This is a genomic window from Enterococcus sp. FZMF, assembly GCF_030263915.1.
GTDB lineage: Bacteria > Bacillota > Bacilli > Lactobacillales > Enterococcaceae > Enterococcus_D > Enterococcus_D casseliflavus.
The window spans coordinates 2251475-2276404 of the sequence record NZ_CP127160.1; the positions used below are offsets into that span (position 1 = coordinate 2251475).

Annotated in this window: 22 protein-coding genes and 1 other annotated feature; of the genes, 8 read left to right on the top strand and 14 right to left on the bottom strand. The window is 43.0% G+C overall.

The annotated features are described in order from the left end of the window. Positions 1 to 13: 13 nt before the first annotated feature. On the bottom strand, positions 14 to 739 hold the full coding sequence (gene sfsA, locus QN079_RS10885; RefSeq protein WP_289229748.1) for a DNA/RNA nuclease SfsA: 726 nt from the start codon (positions 737 to 739) through the stop codon (positions 14 to 16). A gap of 183 nt (positions 740 to 922) precedes the next feature. Here sfsA and QN079_RS10890 point away from each other — a divergent pair, with 183 nt between their 5' ends. The 3 genes from QN079_RS10890 to QN079_RS10900 all read left to right on the top strand — a co-directional run bounded on the left by QN079_RS10890 (position 923) and on the right by QN079_RS10900 (position 3226). Then, positions 923 to 1267 carry a DUF4828 domain-containing protein gene (locus tag QN079_RS10890; protein ID WP_289229749.1) on the top strand — a complete coding sequence of 115 codons (345 nt, stop codon included), beginning with the start codon at positions 923 to 925 and terminating at the stop codon, positions 1265 to 1267. Between the two features lie 214 nt (positions 1268 to 1481). Further along, complete coding sequence (locus QN079_RS10895; protein ID WP_005229460.1) at positions 1482 to 1646, top strand: hypothetical protein; 165 nt, start codon at positions 1482 to 1484, stop codon at positions 1644 to 1646. 245 nt (positions 1647 to 1891) lie between these two features. Beyond that, entirely contained in the window at positions 1892 to 3226 is a 1335-nt protein-coding gene (locus QN079_RS10900) for a serine hydrolase (protein WP_289229750.1), read from the top strand. Positions 3227 to 3279: 53 nt separating this feature from the next. Here the strand turns inward: QN079_RS10900 and QN079_RS10905 are convergent, their stop codons facing one another. After that, positions 3280 to 3792 (bottom strand): GyrI-like domain-containing protein, encoded by a 513-nt coding sequence (locus tag QN079_RS10905; RefSeq protein ID WP_010749327.1) that lies wholly within the window; start codon positions 3790 to 3792, stop codon positions 3280 to 3282. Between the two features lie 124 nt (positions 3793 to 3916). Between QN079_RS10905 and QN079_RS10910 the strand changes: the two genes are divergently transcribed. Further along, the gene (locus tag QN079_RS10910; protein WP_289229751.1) at positions 3917 to 5116 is read left to right on the top strand and encodes a YdcF family protein; all 1200 of its coding nucleotides are present in this window, start codon (positions 3917 to 3919) and stop codon (positions 5114 to 5116) included. 48 nt (positions 5117 to 5164) lie between these two features. Here the strand turns inward: QN079_RS10910 and QN079_RS10915 are convergent, their stop codons facing one another. Together QN079_RS10915 and QN079_RS10920 are read right to left on the bottom strand one after the other, a co-directional pair. Continuing rightward, the gene (locus tag QN079_RS10915) at positions 5165 to 5674 is read right to left on the bottom strand and encodes an HD domain-containing protein (protein ID WP_005229452.1); all 510 of its coding nucleotides are present in this window, start codon (positions 5672 to 5674) and stop codon (positions 5165 to 5167) included. 123 nt (positions 5675 to 5797) lie between these two features. Then, positions 5798 to 6559 (bottom strand): TrmH family RNA methyltransferase, encoded by a 762-nt coding sequence (locus tag QN079_RS10920; RefSeq protein WP_074933054.1) that lies wholly within the window; start codon positions 6557 to 6559, stop codon positions 5798 to 5800. Positions 6560 to 6654: 95 nt separating this feature from the next. Between QN079_RS10920 and QN079_RS10925 the strand changes: the two genes are divergently transcribed. From QN079_RS10925 to QN079_RS10935, 3 genes are all read left to right on the top strand, one after another. Further along, positions 6655 to 6933, top strand: a complete 279-nt coding sequence (locus QN079_RS10925) for an acylphosphatase (protein WP_142968304.1) — start codon at positions 6655 to 6657, stop codon at positions 6931 to 6933. A gap of 124 nt (positions 6934 to 7057) precedes the next feature. Next, positions 7058 to 7987, top strand: coding sequence for a membrane protein insertase YidC (gene yidC, locus QN079_RS10930; protein WP_010749323.1), 930 nt, complete (start codon positions 7058 to 7060; stop codon positions 7985 to 7987). A gap of 106 nt (positions 7988 to 8093) precedes the next feature. Then, complete coding sequence (locus QN079_RS10935) at positions 8094 to 9035, top strand: AEC family transporter (protein ID WP_123834134.1); 942 nt, start codon at positions 8094 to 8096, stop codon at positions 9033 to 9035. Between the two features lie 288 nt (positions 9036 to 9323). Here the strand turns inward: QN079_RS10935 and QN079_RS10940 are convergent, their stop codons facing one another. From QN079_RS10940 to rpsB, 9 genes are all read right to left on the bottom strand, one after another. Further along, positions 9324 to 13673 carry a PolC-type DNA polymerase III gene (locus tag QN079_RS10940; RefSeq protein ID WP_289229752.1) on the bottom strand — a complete coding sequence of 1450 codons (4350 nt, stop codon included), beginning with the start codon at positions 13671 to 13673 and terminating at the stop codon, positions 9324 to 9326. 118 nt (positions 13674 to 13791) lie between these two features. Continuing rightward, on the bottom strand, positions 13792 to 15501 hold the full coding sequence (locus QN079_RS10945; RefSeq protein WP_005229438.1) for a proline--tRNA ligase: 1710 nt from the start codon (positions 15499 to 15501) through the stop codon (positions 13792 to 13794). A 69-nt stretch (positions 15502 to 15570) separates the two neighbouring features. Beyond that, on the bottom strand, positions 15571 to 16839 hold the full coding sequence (rseP, locus tag QN079_RS10950) for an RIP metalloprotease RseP (protein WP_289229753.1): 1269 nt from the start codon (positions 16837 to 16839) through the stop codon (positions 15571 to 15573). Positions 16840 to 16988: 149 nt separating this feature from the next. After that, positions 16989 to 17795 (bottom strand): phosphatidate cytidylyltransferase, encoded by an 807-nt coding sequence (locus QN079_RS10955; protein ID WP_010749318.1) that lies wholly within the window; start codon positions 17793 to 17795, stop codon positions 16989 to 16991. Beyond that, the gene (gene uppS / locus QN079_RS10960; RefSeq protein WP_015510051.1) at positions 17792 to 18592 is read right to left on the bottom strand and encodes an undecaprenyl pyrophosphate synthase; all 801 of its coding nucleotides are present in this window, start codon (positions 18590 to 18592) and stop codon (positions 17792 to 17794) included. Before uppS ends, QN079_RS10955 begins: the two co-directional genes overlap by 4 nt. 191 nt (positions 18593 to 18783) lie before the next feature. Further along, on the bottom strand, positions 18784 to 19341 hold the full coding sequence (frr, locus tag QN079_RS10965; protein WP_005229434.1) for a ribosome recycling factor: 558 nt from the start codon (positions 19339 to 19341) through the stop codon (positions 18784 to 18786). Between the two features lies 1 nt (position 19342). Then, positions 19343 to 20065, bottom strand: coding sequence for a UMP kinase (gene pyrH / locus QN079_RS10970; RefSeq protein ID WP_005229433.1), 723 nt, complete (start codon positions 20063 to 20065; stop codon positions 19343 to 19345). 147 nt (positions 20066 to 20212) lie between these two features. Next, positions 20213 to 21094, bottom strand: coding sequence for a translation elongation factor Ts (tsf, locus tag QN079_RS10975; RefSeq protein ID WP_005229432.1), 882 nt, complete (start codon positions 21092 to 21094; stop codon positions 20213 to 20215). 110 nt (positions 21095 to 21204) lie between these two features. Beyond that, positions 21205 to 21993: a 30S ribosomal protein S2 gene (gene rpsB, locus QN079_RS10980; RefSeq protein WP_005229426.1), complete on the bottom strand. Its 789-nt coding sequence runs from the start codon at positions 21991 to 21993 to the stop codon at positions 21205 to 21207. 302 nt (positions 21994 to 22295) lie between these two features. On the opposite strand from rpsB, the gene QN079_RS10985 reads away from it, so the two are divergent. Beyond that, positions 22296 to 22766 carry an arginine repressor gene (locus QN079_RS10985; protein WP_005229424.1) on the top strand — a complete coding sequence of 157 codons (471 nt, stop codon included), beginning with the start codon at positions 22296 to 22298 and terminating at the stop codon, positions 22764 to 22766. Positions 22767 to 22848: 82 nt separating this feature from the next. Here QN079_RS10985 and argS read toward each other — a convergent pair whose 3' ends face one another. Next, the gene (gene argS / locus QN079_RS10990; protein WP_015510052.1) at positions 22849 to 24540 is read right to left on the bottom strand and encodes an arginine--tRNA ligase; all 1692 of its coding nucleotides are present in this window, start codon (positions 24538 to 24540) and stop codon (positions 22849 to 22851) included. 128 nt (positions 24541 to 24668) lie between these two features. Continuing rightward, positions 24669 to 24862 (bottom strand) — a binding site (T-box leader). Between the last annotated feature and the right edge of the window lie 68 nt (positions 24863 to 24930).

The following is a 24930-nucleotide window of genomic DNA, read 5'->3' on the forward strand; positions in this document are numbered from 1 at the left end:
TTCCTTCTTTCTTCTATAGATTGGGGTCGTCAAATTCGACGTTCAAATCAAAAGGGATCGGTTCTTTGACCGCAATCATCCCTTGGTTTACCTGGCAATTATAAGCAAACACTTCGACACCTTTGCTTTGCGCTTCAGCGATCTTATCGGCCAGATCCGGCTGCATCTGTCGATGGATCGTGGCTCTTTGCACCACTTCAAATTGGATCATGAACAAAACCGCCGCATAATAGCCTGCTTCTTTGGCATGGATCAATTCATTGACGTGTTTCAAGCCGCGAATCGTTGGCGCATCTGGGAAAGCGCCGATTTGCTTGTTTTCAAGTGTCATCCCTTTAATTTCTATAAACCCTTTTTCTTGTTCGTCTGTTTCAAAATAAAGATCAAACTTAGACATCCCATAGACGACTTCACGCCGCAAGAGGGCAATTTTCCCTTTGATATTTGGCAACTGGATCGTGCCATCCAAAAGGCCTTCATAGCCTAACCGATTGGGTACTTGACTATCAATATTGATCCATTGGTCTTCTTTCTTGACTGAGATCAAATCGTAATTGGTTTTACGTTTCGGATTGTCCCAATATTGGAGGGTCACGAGTGCCCCTTTGTGCAATAGTTCTTTTCCTCGTCCCGTATTTTTCACATGGACGATCACTTCTTGCCCATCGACTAGACATCGGGCAATGAATCGGTTGTCGCGAACGAGAAACGTGGCTAAGAGGGTATTTGGATAATTCATTTTCTCACCTGCTCTTTTGAATCATAGCATATTTTGATAAAAACTTCTAAACTTCAAACTAAAGTACCATGCTTTTTTACCTTCTCATGGTATACTTATGGCAATTATTTTCTAGTGTGCAGAAGCGGGCATCTTGTTCACAAGGTGCAACTAGATGAATCGTAAGTGATAGGACGTGTATAAATGAAGAAAAGGTCTCTATTGATTGGTTTATCTCTAGCAACAGGAGTGGTCAGCTCCTTACTGTTGCGAAAGGAAAAACAAAAAAATGAAAACCGCCAAAATTTCATTGGAAATTGGCGTTTTACTTCAAAGACAAAAGAAGATGTCATTTTAGAAATTGCCAATAATTATTCATTGACCATCGAAGGCAAACCGTTGCCTGTTTCCATTGTTGAACTGACTCCGACGCGATTAGTGTTACTGGACACATTTGGCTATCATTTAGTCCTGGAACAAAAAGGCTCCGTTATTACTTTATATGATGAAGCAGAAGATTGCCACTATTCTTTGACAAAAATCGCCTAAGGGACATGAGAAGATCGAGTTCATGTTTTCTTCACATTTTCTTCGGTCAATTCTCAGACTTTTTATCAGCATTTCCTGGCAATCCATGCTATCATTAACTTAACAAGTGGTTGAACAAGGTGTTCCGTTGAGTGATGTTTGATCGTTCATAGATTAAGGTGTAGGTTCGATTCCTACCTTCCACATTTATTTTAAACAGAAAGAAGGGATTTTTATGTTAACGACCTTTATTTCACTCTTTTCCATCTTTGCTTTAGCTGCGTTACTAGCTGGGACATTCTTTTTAGCAAAATTGGCCATGCAACAAGAAACGAGAGCAGTGAAAGTTCCCGTCAGAGCCCAAAACCAAAACCCGAGAATCCATTCCAATCGTCGCTAAGTGAAATCGTTTGACCCAATGTCAATTCAGAAAAACTTGTCTTCTTTATTAAATAGGAAGGCAAGTTTTTTTTGCTGTCTGTTGCCCTTAGGTCTTCTAGTTTGAAATGGTTTAACAACGCCCATTCCCCCTTTGAGCGGTCTTCGTGCAATTAAATGCTAAGTTTTCTCTTAGAGTATTGCAACAGCGGATACTCTTTGTTAAAATTTTTGCTTAGATACAACTTAAAAGGAGCTACTACATATATGCAGAAAATAACCAAGTTCGGGTATTCCTTCGTTGCTGCTTTGGCAATCCTCTTTGCTGCTGTCGGCATCCCCCTCGTTTCATATGCTGATGATACAGCAATGAGCATCGAAGAGATCCAAGATTTTTCGATTGACGCCAAAGCCGCCTACTCCATTGATTTTGACACAGGGAAAGTGTTGTATGATCAAGATGGCGAGACAGCCATGGGTATTGCCTCCATTACCAAGATCATCAGCCTCTACCTTGTCGCTGAGCAAGTAGAACAAGGAACGATCGCTTGGGATGATCCTGTGCCGATTTCCGATTATGCCGCTAATCTCAGCGTGTCCCCTAACTTATCAAATGTCCCTTTGCATCAAGACGTTACCTATACAGTAAAAGATCTGTATGATGCCAGTTATATCCAATCTGCAAATGCTGCAATCGTCGCGCTCGCGGAGCTGATTGCTGGCTCTGAAAGTGCCTTTGTGGATTTAATGCAAGAAAAAGTGCAATCATGGGGCATCACCGATGCAAAGATCGTCAATGCTTCTGGCTTGAACAATGCTTATCTAGGGGAAAATATTTACCCAGGATCAACATCAACTGATGAAAACGAACTATCCGCAAAAGATGTGGCATTGATTGCCCGTCATTTGTTACAAGACTTTCCAGATGTTTTGGAAGTAACCAGCCTTTCAACGAAACAATTTGGTGAAGGTTCCTATTCGCCTGTCGAGATGGTCAATTGGAACTGGATGCTTCCAGGTTTTACGAATACGAAAGATGGTGTCGACGGTCTGAAGACTGGTACGACAGATATGGCAGGCGCCTGCTTTGTCGGAACCGCCGTTAAAGATGGCCAACGAATCATCACCGTGGTGCTAAACGTCAATGGTCATGCAGAAAATCCTAGTGTTCGTTTTATTGAAACAGGCCGTTTGATGGATTACTCGTTTGACGCTTGGGAACAAGTAGAGATTTTACCAGAAAATGCGCAACTAGAAGATACCCAGACGGTTGCAGTCAAAGATGGGAAAGAATTGAGTGTGCCCGTTGCCTTAAATCAAGGTTTGACCTTATGGGTACGTGGAGATATGGATGCCACCGCCTTTGAAACAACCATTGACTTTAATGAGCATTATCGTGATTCTGCCCTGCAAGCGTCATTGACTGAGGGCACAGAAGTCGGTACCGTAAGTGCTTCGATTCCAGCTGATACGCTTGGTTATATTGATGATTCCGATCATGACGAGACTGCAGGATTGATCACAACACAAACAGTGGAAAAAGCCAACATCTTTGTTCGGGCTTGGCGCGGCGTGTCCAACTTTTTCAGTAATCTTTTTTAACCTAAACGAAAAAATCTGTCCGAAGCAAAGACTGCTTCTCGGACAGATTTTTTTTATTCTACTGTTTCCACCGTTGCTGTTGCCAATGGTTCTACAGGGAAAAACAATTCAACTTCCCCCTCCTTAAAATGAGGAAGATACCTTTCTTGGATGGCTGCTGACAACTGGACGTTGTTTTCTGGTAAAACTTCCATCAGCATTTTTTCAGTCATCATCGTTAAGTTTTTTTCATCCGTTTTTACAACGAGATAGGTCATTGCGGGCATTTCCCAACGGACCCAACCGACAGGAGGAAAATTTTCTGTCTGGACTTGAACGCCTGCCAAGTAGCGACCGGTTTCTTGCCAAGGCTCTAACCAATTGGTGCCATCACTCATCAAGCCCCAAAATTCCAGTTCTTCTGCCTTTTGATCACTTACGAGAAATTCGATCTCTTCAAAATCCTTTGTTGCAAGTTCCCAAAGTGCTGGTACCCAAGAAGCACCTTCTTCTGCTAACCCCTTGCCCTCTTTTCCAATCACATAAAAAGCGGGTCGTTCGACGCGAATCACTTCACCTAATTGCATGTTCCTTCCTCCTTCTTTCCTTCATTTTAGCGAACTGCAAGAAATTCAGCAACTTTGACCTTAGCAACAAGCAATTTCTGCCATTTTTCGGTATACTAAGTGTATCGTTAAAGGAGTGAAAAACATGGATTTTACGCAATTGCTGATTTTTGCCATCAGCTATGTGTCGGGCGTGATCGTCGTTCAAAAATGGCGCAAGAAAAAAGATGATCCGGATATTTTCTTTTTTGAATGTTGTTGGACGATTCTAGCCCTGCTAATTTATTTAGCTGTCTCAGAATTACGGACAGGTAGTTTCTTTATTCTGATACCCGTCGCCTTCGCCGGCCTTTTTTTATTTTCTTATCGGCGCAACAAGCACCAACTTGTAAATGGCTTGCTTTTTAATTTGTTCGTGCTGGCTTTTGGCGGCTACTTAGTCATTAATTTATACCGAACCCAAGACATACTCGTAGGTGGTTTACTCGCTGTATTACTGGCAATCTTCGTTGCTGTACTATTATTCGGTTTGGCAACACTCGTGGTCTTTCTTTACTGGAATTCCATTATCGTACTACGAAGAGAATCGCGATCGATCGCCAATTTGTTAACCCTGATCTTAGCGGTGGTTTTGACCGTTTTACTATTTTCAGATACCCTTTTGCACTTTTTCCCAGATTGGATCCGAACCTTATTCGGCATTGTTCCCCTAAGTCTTTTGTATCTGTTTGTAGTCTTTTTGAACTTTTTATCCATTTCAGTCATTTATCAGTTCAACCATCCTCGCTATAATCAGGACTTTATCATCGTCTTAGGTGCAGGCCTTTTGAATGGCACCACGGTCTCCCCTTTATTGGCAAAACGCATCAATACAGCGATCTCGTTCTACGAATCGCAATTTAAAGCGAAAAAAACCGCGCCTCGATTACTGATGTCAGGTGGACAAGGAAGCGATGAGCAGCTGCCGGAAGCTGTTGCTATGAAAGAATATGCGATTGCCCAAGGCGTACCAGAAGGTGAGATTTTAGTGGAAACAAATTCCACGACTACTTATGAAAACATGAAATTTTCGAAAGAAATCATGGATTCGCTTAAGCCAAACGGCTACAAAGCAATCTTTGCCTCAAACAATTACCATATTTTTCGTGCTGGTCTCTATGCAGATCAAGCCCAACTTAAAGCGGATGGTATCGGAGCACTTACTGCCTTTTACTATTTACCGAATGCCTTTTTAAGAGAATTCGTGGCAATCCTTTTTATGCACAAAAGACGACATTTAACGGTATTGATCACCTTACTGATTCTCTATGCAGGAGCAGCGATCCTCCAACTTATTTTTGGCTAAACAAACAAAAAAAGTTCTTTGAACCAGTTGGTTCGAAGAACTTTTTTCTTATTGAATCGTGCGATGTTTCTTCCAGAAGCGTTGTTGCCATTTTTCTTTCATGCTGTCTGTAAGGGGTTCTGATGCTTCTTTGATCGCACAATATTTGTCCACCATCGTGACGATATAGCTTTCTTTATAGCGTGGCGGTGCAATCGTTGCTCCCCACATATGTTTCAAGATGATATCTTTTTCAAGATCACTAAGTTCAGTGATTTTTTCGGCATTTTTTACTGCGATTCGTGGATGCATGTACGCATGGGTACCTTCGTCAAACTTTGTAGTACGCCAATCGTAATAAAATAAATCATGAAGGAGTCCTGCACGAGCTGTTGCACGAGCATCGCCGCCCCATTTCTTGGCCAATTTGTAACTATAATAAGAGACGCTGATCGAATGTTCCAAACGTGTGGAGTTCATATGCTGCACAAAATTGGCTAATTTTTTTACAGCTTCTGTTTCTAACAGGTCAGCCACGTAAGACATATATTCGCTATCTTCTTGCCATTTTTCTGTCATAAATTTTTGTCTGCCACCTTTTTTGATCTGCTTGATTGTTACAAGACAAAGTATAGCACCTATTCCTGCAAGTTTCTAGGTGAGGTGCAATAGATTCAAATAGTTTAACAGTTCCTTAAAAATCTAGCTGACAGCAAAATACATCAAAATACCTGCCGCAATGGCGACGTTCAATGATTCCGCCTGACCATAGATAGGAATATATAGATTTTTATCGGTCAATGCCAACAGTTCCTGATTGACCCCTTGCCCCTCGTTGCCTAAAATGAAGGCAGCCGCTTGTTCTTTAGGAAGCTCGGTATAAGGGACTGCTTCTTTGTTTAACTCGGTACCATAAATCGCCACACCAGCTGCCTGCAGCTGCTTTAAAAATGGCGGGATCGCTCCTTCTACGATCGGCAGATGATAGTTGCTCCCTTGCATGCTGCGCAAGACTTTGGTGCTGTAGAGATCGGCTGTTCCTTCGCCGAGAAAAACCCCGCTGAATCCAGCGGCATCCGCTGTTCGAATCATGGTGCCAACGTTTCCAGGATCTTGCACATTATCTAAAATCAGCCAATTGCCCGTCAGTGTCTGTAAGTCTTGTTCTTGCTTTTCCACCACGGCAAAAATCCCTTGTGGTGTTGGCAAATCAGAAAGCATCGCTGCGATCTCCTCTGTGATCAAATAGCTTTCTTCCTGATAATCATCGAGTTGCCCGTTGGCTTCACTTAACCCTCGCGGGGTCACCAACAATGCTTTGATGGGTACTTGTGCATGCAATGCTTCTTGCACCAAATGCCAGCCATCGATCAGATAGGTATTGGTTTGTGTTCGATGTTTTTTTTGTGTTAGTTTTTTGATTTCCTTGATAAAGGTATTTTTTTTCGATTGAATTTCTTTCATCTTGTCACCTCGATTCATTATAGCATGAGTCAATCGATCTAACTTGTTCTTTTACTGAAAAAACGCTATCATATAAAGCAGAGGAGGGATTGTCCATGAAGAAACTACGAATCCATGTGCAAGGACGTGTCCAAGGCGTCGGCTTTCGTTATACCACAAAAATGCTTGCCGATCAGTTGGGCGTCACCGGATCTGTAAAAAACGAAGCGGATGGTTCTGTTTCGATTGAAGCAATTGGCGATGACAAAGCCATTGATGCCTTTGTTGCTGGGGTTAAGGATTCTCCTTCACCCGCTGGGAAAGTAAATCAGATCGACGTCCAACCAGACGATGCTATCAAAGAGCGTCGGAGTTTTGATGTAGTGTACTATTAACAATTGAATATTTTCTAAGTCGAAAGATTGATTTTTCAATGAATTTCTCTTTGTACATTGAAATAGTCGGTCTTTTTTAGTATAGTTATTTTTGTCTAAATTTATTGTGAAGAGGAAGAATAGAATGTCTAAAATGAATAAATGGCTGCTTTCATCAGGATTATTTGGCCTGTTATTAGCATTATCAGGCTGTGTCAGTACCAATGCTGATGGTACGCCGAAAGAAACAGGAATGATTTATCGCTTTTTGGTGAAACCATTAGGGGATATGATCACGATGCTCGTAGAAAACTTCAACTGGTCTTACGGCTGGGCGATCATCGCCGTAACGATCGTTGTCCGTGTCATTATCTTACCATTAGGGATCCATCAGTCTCGAAAAACGATGGTTCAAAGTGAAAAAATGCAGTTTCTGAAACCTCAAGTGGATATTGCGCAAGCCAATTTGAAAAAAGCGACCACTCGGGAAGAACAAATGCAAGCGCAAGCGGAGATGCAAAAAATTTACTCTGAAAACAACGTCAGTATGTTTGGCGGTATCGGTTGTCTCCCTTTGCTGATTCAGATGCCGATCTTCTCTGCTCTTTATTTCACCGCTCGTTACACACAAGGAATCCAAAACTCTGAATTCTTTGGCGTATCTTTAGGCGACCCAAGCATCCTCTTTGTGGCGATTGCTGGTCTTTCCTACTTGGCACAAGGGTATATTTCAACCATCGGGATTCCTGAAGAACAGAAAAAAACGATGAAAACCATGTTGATCGTTTCTCCATTGATGATCGTTTTCATGTCCATGAGTGCACCAGCTGGTGTGACACTTTACTGGGTAGTTGGTGGGGTCTTCAGTTGTATCCAAACGTTTATCACGAATGTCATCATGAAACCAAAAATTCGTGCCCAAGTCGAAGCGGAAATGAAAGCAAATCCGCCTAAAACGGTAGTTACGCCTCGTAAAGACGTAACGCCTGAAAAAACAGAAGCTGTCAAAAAAGCGTTGAACACGACAAAGCCTAACGGAAAAGGTCGTAACGCTGGCAAGCAGCAACGGAAGTAATTCTTGACCAAATCGCTCATTGGGCGGTTTGGTTTTTTGTTGTTTTCAAATGGGAATCAGTTGCTTCTTCTATTGCCTTTCGCTATAGTAAATGAGAGGTGAGCGCATGTTTCAAGCATATATCAATATTTTTGTCATTTTCAGTCTCATGTTTATCGGTTATTGGTTGTCTTACAAACAATGGTTTTCTAATCGAACCGCCGATACGTTTTCAAAACTGGTGTTAAATGTCTCATTACCCGCCAATATGTTTTTGACGATCATTAAAAACTTTACGAAAGACGAGTTTCTCTCATTAGTTTCCGGGATGATCATCCCTTTGCTTTCCATGATGATCACTTACTTCGCCGGTTATTTATGGCGCCGTTTCGCGCAAGTTGAAACCAAACACCAAGGGGCATTTTCCGCCATGTTTACCTTTTCCAATACGATCTTCATCGGCTTACCGATCAATTTAGCCATTTTTGGTGAAAAAGCCGTTCCCTATGTGTTGTTGTACTACATCGTAAATACGACATTATTTTGGACCATCGGTATTTTTGAGTTAGCAAAAGATAACCCCGATTTCGGCGAAGCCCGCATTTCCTTTCATCCATTGGTCATGCTAAAAAAGATTTTTTCGCCAGCCTTGATTGGTTTCATTATCGGCTTGATCTGGATGCTGTTCACATTCCCACTGCCCTCCTTTGTTGATGGACTTGGAAGCTACCTAGCAGATTTAACGACGCCTCTATCAATGTTTATTATCGGGATCATCGTGTACTTTGGCGGGCTCAAGAACTTGCGAATGACCAAAGACATTGCTGGTGTCCTATTTGGTCGCTTCATTCTTTCGCCCCTCGTTGTATGGCTATTAAGCAGGATCATCCCTGTTCCTGAACTGATGCTTTCTGTGTTTATTATCCAAGCCTCCATGCCCGTCCAAAACTCTGTCCCGATCCTTGTACGAAACTACCAAGGGGATGAAGAATTTGCAACTTCATGTCTAGGCTATTCCGTCTTACTGTACATGGTGTATCTGCCTGTTTTGCTTTTTTTCTTTTTTTAGCTAGTTAACGAACTTTGTCGAAAAATACTCGTTGCCAAAGGCATTCGCTTCTTTCGGTAACGAGTATTTTTCTTCTCTTTGTATGGTAAAGGTTCGATTGATTCGCTGTCCAAGCGGCAACTCCCCTTATGATTTTTCACTATAGATCACGATTTTTCTGATTTTGGTCAGATTGCGGCTGCTTAGGTTACCTTCTTAAACAAGACATAAAAATCCCATCATGCAGAAACTAGCTATACTAGATGCTGCAATGATGGGCTTATTTTTTTTAAGTGAACAGCCGTTGGCTTACAACATATCGAACAACGACAACTGATTTTCATCTGGTAGATCTTTTAGAACACCGTTATCCGTCATGTATTCAATCAATGTCTTAGAAACTTTCCCGCGATTGGCGAGGTCTTCTTTCGATAAGAAGGGACCATCTTTTCGTGCTTCCACGATTTGTTTCGCTACGTTCAGCCCTAAACTCGGTACTGCTCGGAACGGTGCGATCAATTTTTTCCCATCGATCACGAAATTTTCTGCATCGGATTTATACAGATCGATCATCCCGAATTCATAGCCGCGCTCCAGCATTTCATTGGCTAATTCCAGAACTGTCAACAGATTTTTTTCTTTCGTTGATGCATCCAATCCTTTGTCAGTGATTTCTTGCATCCGTTCTTTTACGGCGTCTTTTCCTTTTGACATGGCAATCAAATCAAAGTCGTCTGCTCGGACAGAGAAATAAGCACAGTAATAGAGAATTGGGAAGTACACTTTAAAGTAAGCCACTCGCAACGCCATCAAAACATACGCCGCAGCATGGGCTTTCGGGAACATGTACTTGATCTTCGAACAAGAATCGATATACCATTCTGGGACATTGTTTTCCCGCATCGCTTGCAAGTAAGTATCTCGCAAGTCGTCAGGGATCTTGTTCCATTGTCCTTTACGGACCGTCTCCATGATTTTAAAGGCCATGCCGTCATCTAAACCGGCGTGGATCAAATACACCATGATATCATCCCGACAGCCGATTACTTCCGCTAGGCTGGCATCTCCGCGACGGATCAATTCTTCCGCATTGCCCAACCATACATCGGTACCATGGGAAAGACCAGAGATCTGCAGGAGTTCAGCAAAGGTCGATGGATGGGTTTGATCCAGCATCCCCCGCACAAAGCGGGTACCAAATTCTGGGATGCCTAATGTACCGGTTTTCGAATAGATCTGCTCTTCGGTCACGCCTAACACATCCGTGCCGCCAAAAATACGCATCACTTCTGGATCATCGGTGGGGATCGTTTTTGGATCGATGCCTGATAGATCCTGCAGCATCCGAATGACTGTCGGATCATCGTGTCCGAGGATATCCAGTTTCAAGATATTGTCATGAATCGAATGGAAATCAAAGTGGGTCGTTTTCCACTCCGCATTTTGATCATCCGCTGGGTATTGGATCGGGGTGAAATCATAGACATCCATATAGTCGGGAATAACGATGATTCCCCCCGGATGCTGACCAGTCGTCCGTTTGACGCCTGTGGCACCTTTTGCCAGGCGATCGACTTCGGCTGCTCGATAATGAAGATTATGATCGCGCTCAAAGCCTTTTACGAAACCAAAGGCTGTTTTGTCGGCTACGGTACCGATCGTTCCTGCACGATAGACGTATTCTTCACCGAAGAGTACTTTCGTATAGTTATGGGCTTCTGGCTGATATTCCCCTGAGAAGTTCAAATCGATATCGGGTACTTTATCGCCGTGGAAACCAAGGAACGTTTCAAAGGGAATATCGTGGCCATCTTTGTTCAGACGGGTGCCGCATTTTGGACATTTTTTCTCTGGCATATCATAACCAGAACCATACGAACCGTCTTCGTAAAACTCCGAATACTGGCAATCGGGACAATAATAATGAGGAGCTAATGGATTGACCTCAGTGATCCCCGTCATGGTTGCCACGAAACTAGAACCGACTGATCCCCGTGACCCTACTAGATAGCCGTCTTCATTGCTTTTATGAACGAGTTTTTGTGAGATCAAATAGATCACGGAAAACCCATTCCCAATGATCGAATCAAGCTCTTTTTTCAAACGTTTTTCCACAATTTCTGGTAATGGATCACCGTATAGCTCTTTGGCACGGTTGTAACTCAAGTCGGTGATCTCTTGTTCAGATCCGGGAATCTTTGGTGTATACAAATCATCTTTTACCGGAATGACTTTTTCACAAAGATCAGCGATTTTATTCGGGTTCGTCACCACGATTTCTTTCGCTACTTCTGGACCTAAAAATTGAAAAGCGGTCAGCATCTCATCCGTAGTACGGAAGTGCACGTCTGGTAGGCTATGACGATTCAACGGATTGGCGCCTCCCATTGAATTGATCAAGACCTTGCGATAAATGGCGTCTTCTTCGTTTAGGTAATGGGCATTCCCAGTAGCCACAACGATTTTCCCTAACTCTTCCCCCATTTTTACCAGATTCCGAATGATGTCTTCTAGGTCTTTTTCACTTTTCACGAGTTCCGTTTCCAAAAGATGAGCATAAACTGCTTTGGGCATGACTTCGATGTAGTCATAAAACTTGGCAAGTTCTCGTGCTGCATCGACCCCTTTTTGCATCATTGCGACAAAGACTTCTCCTTTATCACAGGCGGTTCCGACTAACAATCCTTCCCGCAATTTCACCAATTCTGAACGTGGGATTCGTGGGACTTTATCATGGAAGTACTTCACATTCGACATCGAGATCAGCTTGAATAAATTCTTCAATCCTGCCTGTGTTCGAGCCAAGATCGTGGCATGGAAGGGTCGAGCTGCTTTGTAGGAGTTCTCGCCCCCCACGTGTCGGTTCAACTCTTCGTGCAGCAGCATCTCATGTTTTTCCATTGCTTCTTTGACAAAGATCCATGCTAAATGACCGGTTGCCTCCGCATCGTAGATCGCTCGGTGATGTTGTTCTAAGCTGACGCCGAATTTTTTGGAAAGGACACCTAAACCGAATCGCTTAAACTCTGGATACAAATAACGAGCGAGTTCCAATGTATCAATGACCGGATTCTCCGCTTCTGGAATACCGTATTTTTGATAACTGGTATTTAAGAAGCCCATATCAAATGACGCATTGTGGGCAACTAAAATGGCTCCTTCAGAAAACTCACGGAACAAACGTAAGACTTCTTCTTCTGATTTTGATCCGCGAACCATTTCATCGGTGATTCCCGTCAGTTCTACGGTCGTTCGCGATAACGGATGACCTGGATCGATAAATTCATCAAAGGATGCCTCCACGTTGCCTTTATGCATCCGCACAGCGGCCAACTCAATGATGGTGTCGTATACTGCAGACAACCCAGTGGTCTCCACGTCAAACACGATATAAGTAGCATCGGTCAGTGGAACAGGCTGAGGATTGTAGGCAACCGCTACGCCGTCATCCACGATATTGGCTTCCACACCGTAAAGAATTTTAACACCAGCCTTTTCTCCTGCATGATGGGCATCAGGGAACCCTTGCGCTCCACCATGATCGGTGATCGCAATCGCCTTATGGCCCCATTTGCCTGCTTGAGCGACAAAATCCGCTACGTTGTTGGTGGCATCCATCGTACTCATATTGGAATGCAGGTGGAGTTCGACCCGTTTTTCGCCTTCAGGTGCATAGTCTTTGCGAGCTTCGTGTTTAACTTCCAGCAAATCTTGCGCATTCATAACAAGATCTCGCATGAAGGTATCTTCTTGGACGCTACCGCGTACTTTGACCCAACTACCTTTGGTGATGGCATCAAAGACTTGTTCATCTTTTTCATTGTTGGAGAATTTTTTCACACTAAACGATGACGTATAGTCGGTGATTTTTAAGATCAAAATCTTCCGTTTTGAGCGCAGTTCGCGGACTTCTTTATCAAAGACATACCCTTGGATCGTAACTCGGCGTTCTTCCTCGATGATATTGATCATCGGTGTCACAGGTTCATCGGCAGGAATATTACGCCCAAGTGCGATCGGTCCGTCAAATTCGACTGTTTTGACTTCTTTTTTGCGTTGCTCGTGCGCCATCAAGTTCTCAGCAGCTTGTTGTTGGAACGCTGCTGTTTGCTCTTCCTTGCGTGCTTCAAGTTCTTTTAAGGCCGCCTCCGCTTGCTCTTGGTCTAGCTGCGGCAAGATCCGAAATTTTTGAAAGCCGAAGGTACTATAATTCTCCTCAATGATCGGCAAGTACTGCTGCTGCAAAATCGTGATGACCGCATCATTGTTGACTGGCAAAATCACTTTGTTCTCTTGCAGCACAGGCATTTGGTTTTTGATCACTTGATGAACCAATGGCCGATCACAATTTTGATTGGCTAACGCCAATGGCCAATATTCTTGAATGAATTGCTCATCAAAGGAACCATCTTGAGCTTCAATGATGATACGAACTTCCGCAATCTCTTTAAACGCCAATTCAATATGTTGTTTAAAGGACTGATACACCATCACCGGTAATAAACGTTCAAATTGGAAATAAAACGTCCACGCTTTTGATTGTCGATGCACGGTTACTTGTTTGATTTGGGCAGTCTGCATCAACGGATGCTGCCGAAGATTTGGGGCAGCTGCAATTTGGTCTAATAATATCTCAAAGGTCTCTCTTTCTTTTGACAATTGAAGATCCTCCTTTTCTCAGTACTCACTAGTATACCTCTTTTTGCCCTCATTTTCATTAAAAAATCGAGAAAGGATTTCCTCTCTCGATCTGCTATTCATTCTTGTTCGTTCCTGTTTATTCCTGATTGGCTAACAAAATCGTCAGGGTCGAAGCGACTTCTTCTTTTCTCACTTCAACGGTCGCACCAGTATGCTTGATTTTGATCTCTACGATACCTTCTACGGCTTTTTTACCGATAGTCAAGCGAATCGGACAGCCAATCAAATCGGCATCTGCAAATTTGACCCCTGCACGTTCATTGCGGTCATCTACCAGCACTTGATAGCCGACTTGGTTCATCATTTCTTCTACTTCTTCACTTAAGGCATTTTGATAGCTATCTTCAATCGACGTTTGAATGATATGCACATCAAATGGGGCAATTTCTTGGGGCCAATCGATCCCAAACTCATTGCCGTATTGTTCGACGATCGTTGAAAGCAGCCGAGAAACCCCCAGCCCATAACAGCCCATGATGATTGGTTGCTCATCGCCGTTTTCATCGACAACCGTCGCTTCTTGCGCCTCACTGTACTTGGTTCCTAACTTGAAGATATGGCCAACTTCGATTCCTCGCGTAAAGGTTAAGGTTCCTTTTCCATCTGGGGAAGGATCACCTTCTTGAACCAAGCGAAAATCGGCAAAGGCTAATGGTTGAAAATCACGCCCCACATTCGCATTGAGATAATAGCTTTGTTTTTCTGCCGCTGGAACGATCAGATTCGCCATATCTTGGACATGCTGATCGGCGTACAACTGGATCGAATCAGCAAGCGCAATGGGACTGCGCAGCTGCGTCTCACTCGTCAGATAAGACTCCGCTTCCTCAACAGTCAGCACCTTCACTTGATCAGCGGCTAAGTAATGCTTGACCTTTGTTTCATTGAGGCTGTGATCGCCTCGTAATAACACCATAATGACTTGCTCGTCAACGAGTAATAAAGATACTTGAACGATTTTTTGCAAGTCTGTTTCGTATGCCTGCGCCAGCTCCTCTAACGTTAAAGGCTCATCCTGAACGACTTTTTGTAATTCTAAATAGGTCTCGTGAGATTTTTTGGCGATGTATTGACTGGTTGCTAATTTCCAATTGGCGACATAATCGCTTTCGGTCGAGTAGCAGATCAGCTCTTCGCCGATCCCCGACAATGCCAAAAATTCTTTCGAATCTCTGCCACCCATCAAGCCATTGTCCCCGACCACTGCCCGATACTCGATCCCACAGCGTTTCAATATTGCATGATAAGCCATTTCGTAACGATTATAGGTTTGATCTAAGCTGGCTTCATCGGCATGAAAGGAATAGCCATCTTGCATGATAAATTCGCGGCTGCGGATCAATCCAAAGCGCGGCCGCTGTTCGTCCCGATATTTCGTTTGGATCTGATACAAGCTCAATGGCAGCCGTTTATAAGACGTGATCTCGTTTTTGATCAATGTCGTAAACGGCTCTTCATGAGTAGGTCCTAAAACGATCTCTCGTTCGTTTCGATCTGTTAATCGATACAAGGATTCACCATACAATGAGGCACGTCCTGACTCCTTCCATGGCTCATACGGAAGCAAAGAAGGCATCGCCATCTCTACGGCATCGATTTGTGCCAATTCTTCACGGATGACCCGCTTGATCTTTTCTAACACCCTTTGTGCTAGCGGCAAGTAAACATAAATGCCTGCCGCCACTTGTCGAATATACCCTGCCCTAACTAACAGTTGATGACTTAACGTCTCCGCATCACTGGGGGTTTCCCGCAATGTCGGAATCAAACATTTTGACTGTTTCATTTTTTTCTCCTTTGCTACAAAAAATCATGTTCACCCGATCAACAATTGATTTGCTTGTGCGTCTTATTTTTAAAAGAAGAAACGTTGGATATCATTCCAGGTAACGAGAACCATCAGCAACATCAAAAACCCAAACCCAATCAGAGTAATGATGCCTTCTTTTTCTTGGCTGATTGGCTTGCCTCGCAAACCTTCTAAAATATTTAAAACCAGCTTACCGCCATCCAATCCAGGAATCGGTAATAAATTAAAGATCCCCAAGTTGATAGAAATCATCGCCATCATCGCGATCACCGTTGTTACCCCTTGCGATGCAGCTTGAGAAGACAGTTGGAAAATCGCTACCGGTCCACCCAATTTATTGATATCTGGTTGGGCAATCAAGTTGCCGACTGCTCTATAAATCACCAGTGAATTGTCAATGGTCGTTTGCAAGCCGCCCAGTAAGATATCTCCGATCCCAGTTTTTAAGGAAGCGGTGATCCCTAAGAAACCAATCGTGGTCTCCCCTGATTCTTGACTCGCAGGAGTTGCCGTCAAATCAAGTGTTTCTGATCCTCGTTTGACTGCTAGAGCAATCTGAGTATCTGGGTACTTTTGGATCTCAGTCGTTAATTCTGACCAGTTAGAAACATCGACACCTTCGACAGCTAAGATTTCATCGCCATTTTGCAGCCCTGCTTCAGCTGCCGGTGTTCCTGCTTCGATTCCTGTCACGATGGTTGCATCTTGATTCGCAACACCACCTTGTGCAAACACCAACCCAGTGAATAAGACCAAGGATAAAATAAAGTTGTTCATCGGTCCAGCAAAATTCGTCAGCATTCGCTGCCAAAGCTTTGCGGACTGGAATTGAACGTCTTTAGGTGCGATCCGAACTTCAACCCCATCTTCATGGATGATCGTTGCATCATGATCCACAGCGTACGTAATCGCTTCTTGTTCATTACCATTGATGAACCCTGTGATCGTCAACTTCTCCTCCAAGTCAAAGTCGGTCACTTCCATAGGGATCGCTTGCGGCAATTGGATCTTTTTGCTCGTATTGATTTTGATAACTTTGCCAGTTGCATCTTGAACCAAGGAGACTGGCATACCTGGTGTTAATTCTGTTTCATCTTCACCCCAGCCCGCCATTTGGACATACCCGCCTAATGGCAGCATCCGAATCGTGTAGGTCGTCCCATCTTTCGCTTGATGCGCGAACAATTTAGGCCCCATACCGATGGCAAACTCTCTTACTAAAATACCTGCCCGTTTTGCAAAGAAGTAGTGTCCAAACTCGTGAATCACTACCACTACGGAAAAGATAATGATAAATACAAGTATCGTTTTCATGCTCGTTCCTCTCTTTCACAGCATCCCTCTCATTCAGGGCAGCCTTTCCTTATTTTATCACACCGATTCCCGTTGAGGAACTCACATTCCCGTTGTAACAAGAATTTAAAAAAAGAAGCGCAAGCCAAGCCTGCACTTCTAAATAATTTCTAAAAAACACCGAATAAATACATGATTGGAAACACAAACAGCATGCTATCGAAGCGATCCAAGATCCCGCCATGTCCTGGCAAAAGATTGCCTGAATCCTTCACGCCATAATGACGTTTGATTGCCGATTCCACTAAATCCCCGAATTGACCAGCGATCGAAAAGAGGACCGTCAATAAGATCATGATGGCACTACCATGTCCAAAATAATCTTTCCCTGGAAATGCTAGCAGATACAAACCGGCTACGACCACCGCAGCAGCAATCCCGCCTAGGGCCCCTTCGATCGTTTTATTAGGGGAAATCTCTGGCCATAATTTTCGTTGACCGTAACGCCGTCCCACCATGTAAGCCCCAATATCTGTTGCCCACACGATAAACAGACCGAAAACTAAAACGACTAAGCCATCTGTTGCTGAACGTGCCGTCAAGAAACGTTCAAAACCGACACCCGTATATAAGCTGACGATCACTGGAAAACCAGCTTCATCGATAGTATACGTATTTTTAGAAATAACCGCGATCCCTAGTAATAAAAGGACGATTACATAATACAAGGCACTTTTATCTGTGCCCTCTGGCAAAAAGAAAAACCAGCGTTCTTGAGGTAAAACTAAAATCACCGCACCGATGATTGAAAGAATTCCTTCAAAACTGAAAACAGCTAGTCCTTTCATCCGAAATAATTCATAAACACCAATCCCTGCCATCGCTGCTGCCAGCAATTCGACGGCAATGCCGCCAACGTAAATAATTGGCAGGAAAAAGGCTAATGCGACGACCGCAGTGATTACACGTTGTCTCACTCTTCTTCCTCCTTCGTTTTCAAACCGCCAAAACGCCGGTTTCGTTGTTGAAAGCTCCCGATCGCATCTTCTAGTAAAGCAGCATCGAAATCAGGCCAGAGCGCTTTCGTAAAGAATAATTCGCTGTAAGCAATCTGCCATAACAAGAAGTTGCTGATACGTTCTTCGCCACTCGTGCGAATCACCAATTCAGGATCACGTAACGCGTTTGGCAAAAAACCAGTCATCAAATGTGTCGCCAGCATGTCTTCCGTGAGCTTGGGCAGGGCTTCCTCCGAAGCTGCAAGCTCTTCATAAAGGGCTTGGACCGCAGTCAAAATTTCTGCGCGGCTGCCGTAATTTAAAGCAAAATTCAAGATCATCCCAGTATTATCTTTGGTTTGGTCAATCGCTCGCTTGACCGCTTCTTGTGTGTGTTCGGGTAAAGATTCCGTGAACCCCATCACTTTGACTTGAACATTTTCTTTGATCAGCTCAGGAACAAACGTGTCGAAAAAGTCGACGGGCAGTTGCATCAAAAAGTCCACTTCTTCATTTGGCCGTTTCCAATTCTCTGTTGAAAACGCATAAAGAGTCAATACTTTCACACCAAGGTGTGAAGCATGTTTCGTGATCTTTTTTACCGTCTCCATGCCTTCTTTGTGACCAGCTACTCTTGGCAAGCGCCGGTTTTGCGCCCATCTGCCATTGCCATCCATAATGATCGCGATGTGTTGGGGAATCGGCAGTGATGGATCAAATTCATGTTCAGCCGCTTCTTTGATATATTTGTCTTTTTGTGGAAAAAAACGCAGCATCGTATTCGCTCCTCTTCCAATTCTTGAAATTCATCTTTTACATTATAACAATAATCAGATTTCTTGCCTATGAAAACCAAGAAAAGATTTCCATATTAAGAAAAAACAAAAAAACAGTCGTGATATTCAAGTACATACGGCACTTTCGACCATAAAAAAAGAGCCGCTGAAGCGACTCTTCGTCATTCCTTTTAAACCTCAAGTAGCTCTTGCTCTTTTTCAGCTGCGATCGCATCGATTTCTTTGATGCTGTTATCTGTAGCAGTTTGCACTTCTTTTTCAGATTCACGCAAATCATCTTCTGTGATATCGCCAGCTTTTTCTTGTTTCTTGTAAGCTTCCATCGCATCACGGCGAATGTTACGGACCGCGATTTTCGCATTTTCAGCTTCTTTTTTCACGTCTTTGGCTAATTCTTTACGACGTTCTTCCGTTAATTGAGGAATCACCAAACGAATGACTGTTCCGTCATTGGCAGGCGTGATACCAATATCACTTTGCATGATAGCTTTTTCTACTTCTTGGATCATTGTTTTGTCAAAAGGTGTGATCATCAAAATTCTTGCTTCTGGAATCGTAATTGAAGCCATTTGGTTCAAGGGTGTTGGTACACCATAGTAAGTAACCATTACGCGGTCTAAGATGCTCGCGTTCGCGCGGCCAGCACGGATTTGTCCTAATTCCCGCTGCAAGTTTTCTGCTGCTTTTTTCATTTTGTCTTTTGCTTCTGTTAAAATTTTGTCAGCCATGTTATTTCCCCCTTACTGTCGTTCCAATATGTTCACCTAAAATGGCGCGGCGAATGTTTCCATGCTCATTCAAGTTGAATACGACTAATGGAATATCGTTGTCCATACTTAATGAACTTGCGGTTGAATCCATTACTTGCAATCCTTTAGAAATGACTTCTAAATGGGTCAATTCTTCAAATTTCACAGCACTTTGGTCCGTTTTAGGATCTGCTGAGTAGACGCCATCAACATTGTTTTTCGCCATCAAAATGACATCAGCGTTGATTTCAGCTGCCCGTAAGGCTGCGGTCGTATCAGTTGAGAAATAAGGGTTTCCGGTTCCGCCTGCAAAAATGACGACCCGCCCTTTTTCTAAGTGACGTTCTGCTCTGCGACGAATATAAGGCTCTGCGATTTGACGCATTTCGATCGAAGTTTGGACACGCGTTGGTACACCAGCATTTTCTAGCGTGTCTTGTAATGCTAAAGCATTCATCACAGTCGCTAACATGCCCATGTAATCAGCTTGTGCTCTTTCCATCCCCATTTGCGCGCCGATTTGTCCACGCCAAATGTTTCCGCCGCCGACCACGATCGCCATCTGTACGCCTAATTCGTGGACTTCCTTGATCTCTTTAACGATCTCTTGGATCGTCGGTGGTTTGATCCCAAAGCCTTCGTCACCCGCTAATGCTTCACCACTTAATTTTAATACAACACGTTGATATTTTGGTTTGCCCATCATGATTCCTCCGTACATTCTCCAATACTATTGTAGCATATTGGTGCTCTTTCGTTGAAAATTATCTACACTATTTCTTCAAAAACCGTTTTTGCTTAAAAAAAGGGAGCGCACTTCCATGCGTTCCCATCTGTTCGAGGAACAGAATTATTTTTTCACTTGGCTCATTACTTCTTCAACGAAGTTGTCTTCGCGTTTTTCGATACCTTCGCCGACTTCAAAGCGGACAAAAGATTTCACAGTTGCGCCTTTTGATGCAACGTATTTTTCAACTGTCATATCTGGGTCTTTAACGAATGGTTGGTCAACCAAAGCGATTTCTGCTTTAAATTTCTTCAAGCGTCCTTCAACCATTTTTTCAACGATGTTCGCTGGTTTGCCTTCGTTCAATGCTTGTTCTGTCAAGACTTGTTTTTCATGATCCAATTCTTCTTGAGAGATTTGTGCTTCGTTCACGTAGCGAGGGTTGATCGCTGCAACGTGCATTGCAACATCTTTCGCAACTGATTCGTCAGTTGTTCCTTCAAGAACAGTCAATACAGCAATACGTCCGCCCATGTGTAGGTAACCGCCGAAAGCAGCATTGTCATCTTTTTCAACAACTTCAAAACGACGGAAGCTGATTTTTTCTCCGATTACTTGTGTTGCTTCGATCAACGCAGCATCCATTGTGCCTTTAGAAGTTTCTAATTTTAAAGCAGCATCCATATCAGCTGGTTTGTTTGCTGCGATTACTTCAGCGATTTCTTTTACTAAGTCTTGGAACATTTCGTTTTTAGAAACGAAGTCAGTTTCTGAGTTCACTTCAACGATTGCTGCTGTGTTGCCGTTGATCGCTACAGATGCTAAACCTTCAGCAGCAATACGGTCGTTTTTCTTCGCAGCTTTTGCCATACCTTTTTCACGTAATAAGTCTACGGCTTTTTCGATGTCGCCTTCTACTTCAACTAATGCACGTTTTGCGTCCATCATTCCTACACCAGTCATATCGCGTAATTCTTTTACTAATTTAGCTGTTACTTCTGCCATTTTTTGTTTCCTCCTAAATGTTTTTAAACAAGATTGCTTGTCTTTAAAAAAAGCTGTTTCAAAGGAGAGTGAGGCTTGGCGCCTAGCCTTTGAAACAGCTCCATCATTTATTATTCAGCTGATGCGTTGTCGCCTTCGACAACATCAACGATTTCTTCGATTGAAGTTGCGTTTTCTGTTGATTCAGCAGCAAAATCTTCTTCTGCTACTTGGTCTTCGCCTTGGTTACCTTCGATGAAAGCATCTGCCATTTTCGCAGTGATCAATTTAACGGCACGAATAGCGTCATCATTTGATGGGATAACAACATCGATTTCGTCTGGATCACAGTTTGTATCGACCATCGCTACGATCGGGATATTTAATTTGCGTGCTTCTTGGATCGCGATACGTTCTTTACGTGGGTCAACAACGTACATTACATCTGGAATTCTTGGCATATCAGCGATACCGCCTAAGAATTTTTCAAGACGTTCGCGCTCTTTGTTCAAGCCAACGACTTCTTTTTTAGGAAGAACAGCAAATGTGCCATCTTCTTCCATTTTGTTGATTTGTTTCAAACGAGCAACACGTTTTTGGATTGTTTCCCAGTTTGTCAAAGTTCCACCTAACCAACGATGGTTAACATAGTATTGACCTGAACGGATTGCTTCTTCTTTGATTGCTTCTTGTGCTTGTTTTTTAGTACCTACGAACAATGCAACGCCGCCTTCTTCAGCAACATTTTTCATGTAGTCGTAAGCTGCGTCTACTAATTTCACTGTTTTTTGCAAATCAATGATGTAGATGCCGTTTCTTTCTGTGAAGATATATTTCTTCATTTTTGGGTTCCAGCGACGAGTTTGGTGACCAAAGTGTACGCCGGCTTCTAGTAATTGTTTCATTGAGATTACTGCCATGTTGTGTTTCCTCCAATTTGGTTTTTTTGTTTTCCTCTCTTGCTCTTTTACTCCTTGAAGAACTGAATCGATCAGCACCGCTTCGCAGATGGAACAAGATGTGGGATTGACGTGAAAAACTCACGCCTTAAACAGTATACAGTAGCTAAAAAAGAAATGCAACTGATTCAAATGAAAAACTACGATTCGTGGTCCAGCTTTTTTTTAACGTTCTAATTCTTTTCTTATTATATCTAGGTTTTTTCGGCTTTATCTGCTATGATAAGGCTGACTTAATCAATCATGCTTAAAGGAGTTTACCTATGCGAAAAGCTGATCGCCATTTACTTATTAGACAAATCATTACTGAACATACTGTACGCACGCAAGAAGAATTATTGCAGCAATTGGAAGCCCAAGGCGTCTCCGCCACGCAAGCGACCATCTCTCGCGATATTCGTGATTTGAAAATCGTGAAAGTGCCCGATGAAACTGGTCAGACGAAGTTTGTCATTTTTCAAGGAATGCAATCGTCAGAAGATGAAAAAGAAGAAGAGCAGCGTTTGATACAGATGATCGAAGACGTTGTCACTAAAGTAGATCGTGTGCAATTTATGACGTTGATCCATACCGTTGCGGACAATGCGCCTTTGCTTTCGGCTGCGATCGATGAAGTGACTATGCCAGAAAAAGTTTGCTCGTTGGCGGGCTTTGATACAGTAGCGGTGATTTCCCGCAGCGACGAAGATGCTGAAACTTTTTATCAATTTATCAGAAACCACGCGGTCTTATAAGACACCGAACAAATGTGACCTATCTGTATTTTTACTACAAAAAAGCTGTGTCCTTGTCGAAACAAGGACACAGCTTTTTTTGTTACATTTTGTCGGGTGCATGTAAACCAAGCAACCGTAAATCTTCTTTTAATAAGGTCGTTACTGCATAAACTAGAGCCAGACGTGCGTCTTTTTCCGCATCTTCAGCCAAGATTTTCACATTGGCGTAATACTTATTAAAGGCCTGTGCCAATTTGATGGCATGTTTAGCAATGACGGATGGTTCATATTTTTCTGCTGCTTGCAGCACGGTTTCTGGGTAGCGCTGAATCAATTTGATGACTTCCCAGCTCTCAGTATCTGCCAATGACAAACTGCTGACAGCAGCAGGATCAAAGTCGGCTTTTTCAAGAATGCTCATGGCACGGGCATGAGAATATTGCACATAGGGTCCGGTCTCTCCTTCAAAACGGACAACTTCTTCTAGCGTAAAGTCGAAATTATTCAAACGGTCATTTTTCAAGTCGTGGAAAACGACTGCCCCGACACCGACTTGTTTTGCAACTGCTTCTTTGTTTTCAAGCGTTGGGTTCTTTTCAGTGATTTGTTCTTTCGCTGAATCGATCGCTTCATTCAATACTTCTTCTAAAAGAACGATCTTCCCTTTTCTCGTAGATAATTTTTTCCCATCTTTGGTGATCAATCCAAATGGTACGTGGGTCATATCATCTGCCCACTCAAAGCCCATTTCCTTCAAAACAGCTTTTAATTGCTTGAAGTGATAACTTTGCTCATTTCCTACCACGTACAATGATTTAGCAAAATTGTAGGTCCGTTTGCGGTACAATGCAGCAGCCATGTCCCGTGTGATGTAAAGAGTCGCACCATCGGATTTGCGGATCAAGGCTGGATTTAAGTCATACGCAGCCAAATCAACGATCTCTGCCCCTTGGTCTTCTTTCAACAAGTGTTTTTCCTCTAATAATTCCACGACTTCTGTCATTTTATCATTATAGAAAGCTTCGCCATTCAATGAATCAAAGGAAACTTCCAACATATCATAGATTTTATTGAATTCTTTTAATGATTCATCACGGAACCATTGCCACAAATCCATTGCTTCTTGGTCACCATCTTCGAGTTTCTTGAACCAAGCTCTCGCATCATCTTCTAATTGTTTATCTGTCTCGGCAGCTTCGTGAAAATCAACATACAAACGCAACAGTTCGTTGATTGGTTCCGCTTTGACCGCTTCTTCTGACCCCCATTTTTTATAGGCCACGATCAATTTCCCAAATTGTGTGCCCCAGTCGCCTAAATGGTTGATGCGAATTGGCTGGTAACCGATTTTTTCTAAAATAAAGCCGATCGAGTTACCGATCACAGTGGAACGCAAATGCCCCATTGAGATGGGTTTGGCAATATTTGGTGAAGACATATCGATGGGTACTGCTTGCTGATTGCCGATGGTTTGATCGCCAAAATGATTTTTTTCTTTGAGAACCATCTCTAAGACATGGGCAGAGATTGCTTTTTTATCCATAAAGAAGTTTAAATATGGACCGACCACTTCAATTTTTTCAAAAGACGCTTGATCGATTTTTTCTGCTAAGTCTGCGGCAATTTGCTGCGGCGCTTTCCGATAGACTTTTGCTAGCGAGAAGGCTGGGAATGCCACATCCCCATGGTCAGCTGACTTTGGATTTTCCAGTAGTTGCTGAACTTGTTCGATCGATAGATCTTCTTTTACTACTTGATGGATGGCTTGTGCGACGATTTCTTTGTTATTCATAGTATCCCTCCTATAATGACTGAGCCCATGTTTTGATGAAAAGTTGTTTGAAGCAAGCAAACAGCTGTATGTTTTTAACGCAAGAAATGATTGATAAAAACAAAAAAAGCCTCTAGCGCATAACATGCACTAGAGACGAGATTTCCCGCGGTACCACTCTGATTGTCCTTTTCGGACCTACTTTTTTCTGATAACGGCAGAATTCCGTTTGCTTGGCAAATTCTCACAAGTGCGTTTCACAATCTGATCAATTCGGCTTCCACCACCCCGAACTCGCTAACTGATACTCGAATCGCTACTTCTCTTGTTTCATCAAATCAAGGCTATTTACTTCCCAGAAAGTATAGCAAAGAAATGTTTGTTTGGCTAGCGAGATTTTGGCATTTTCAA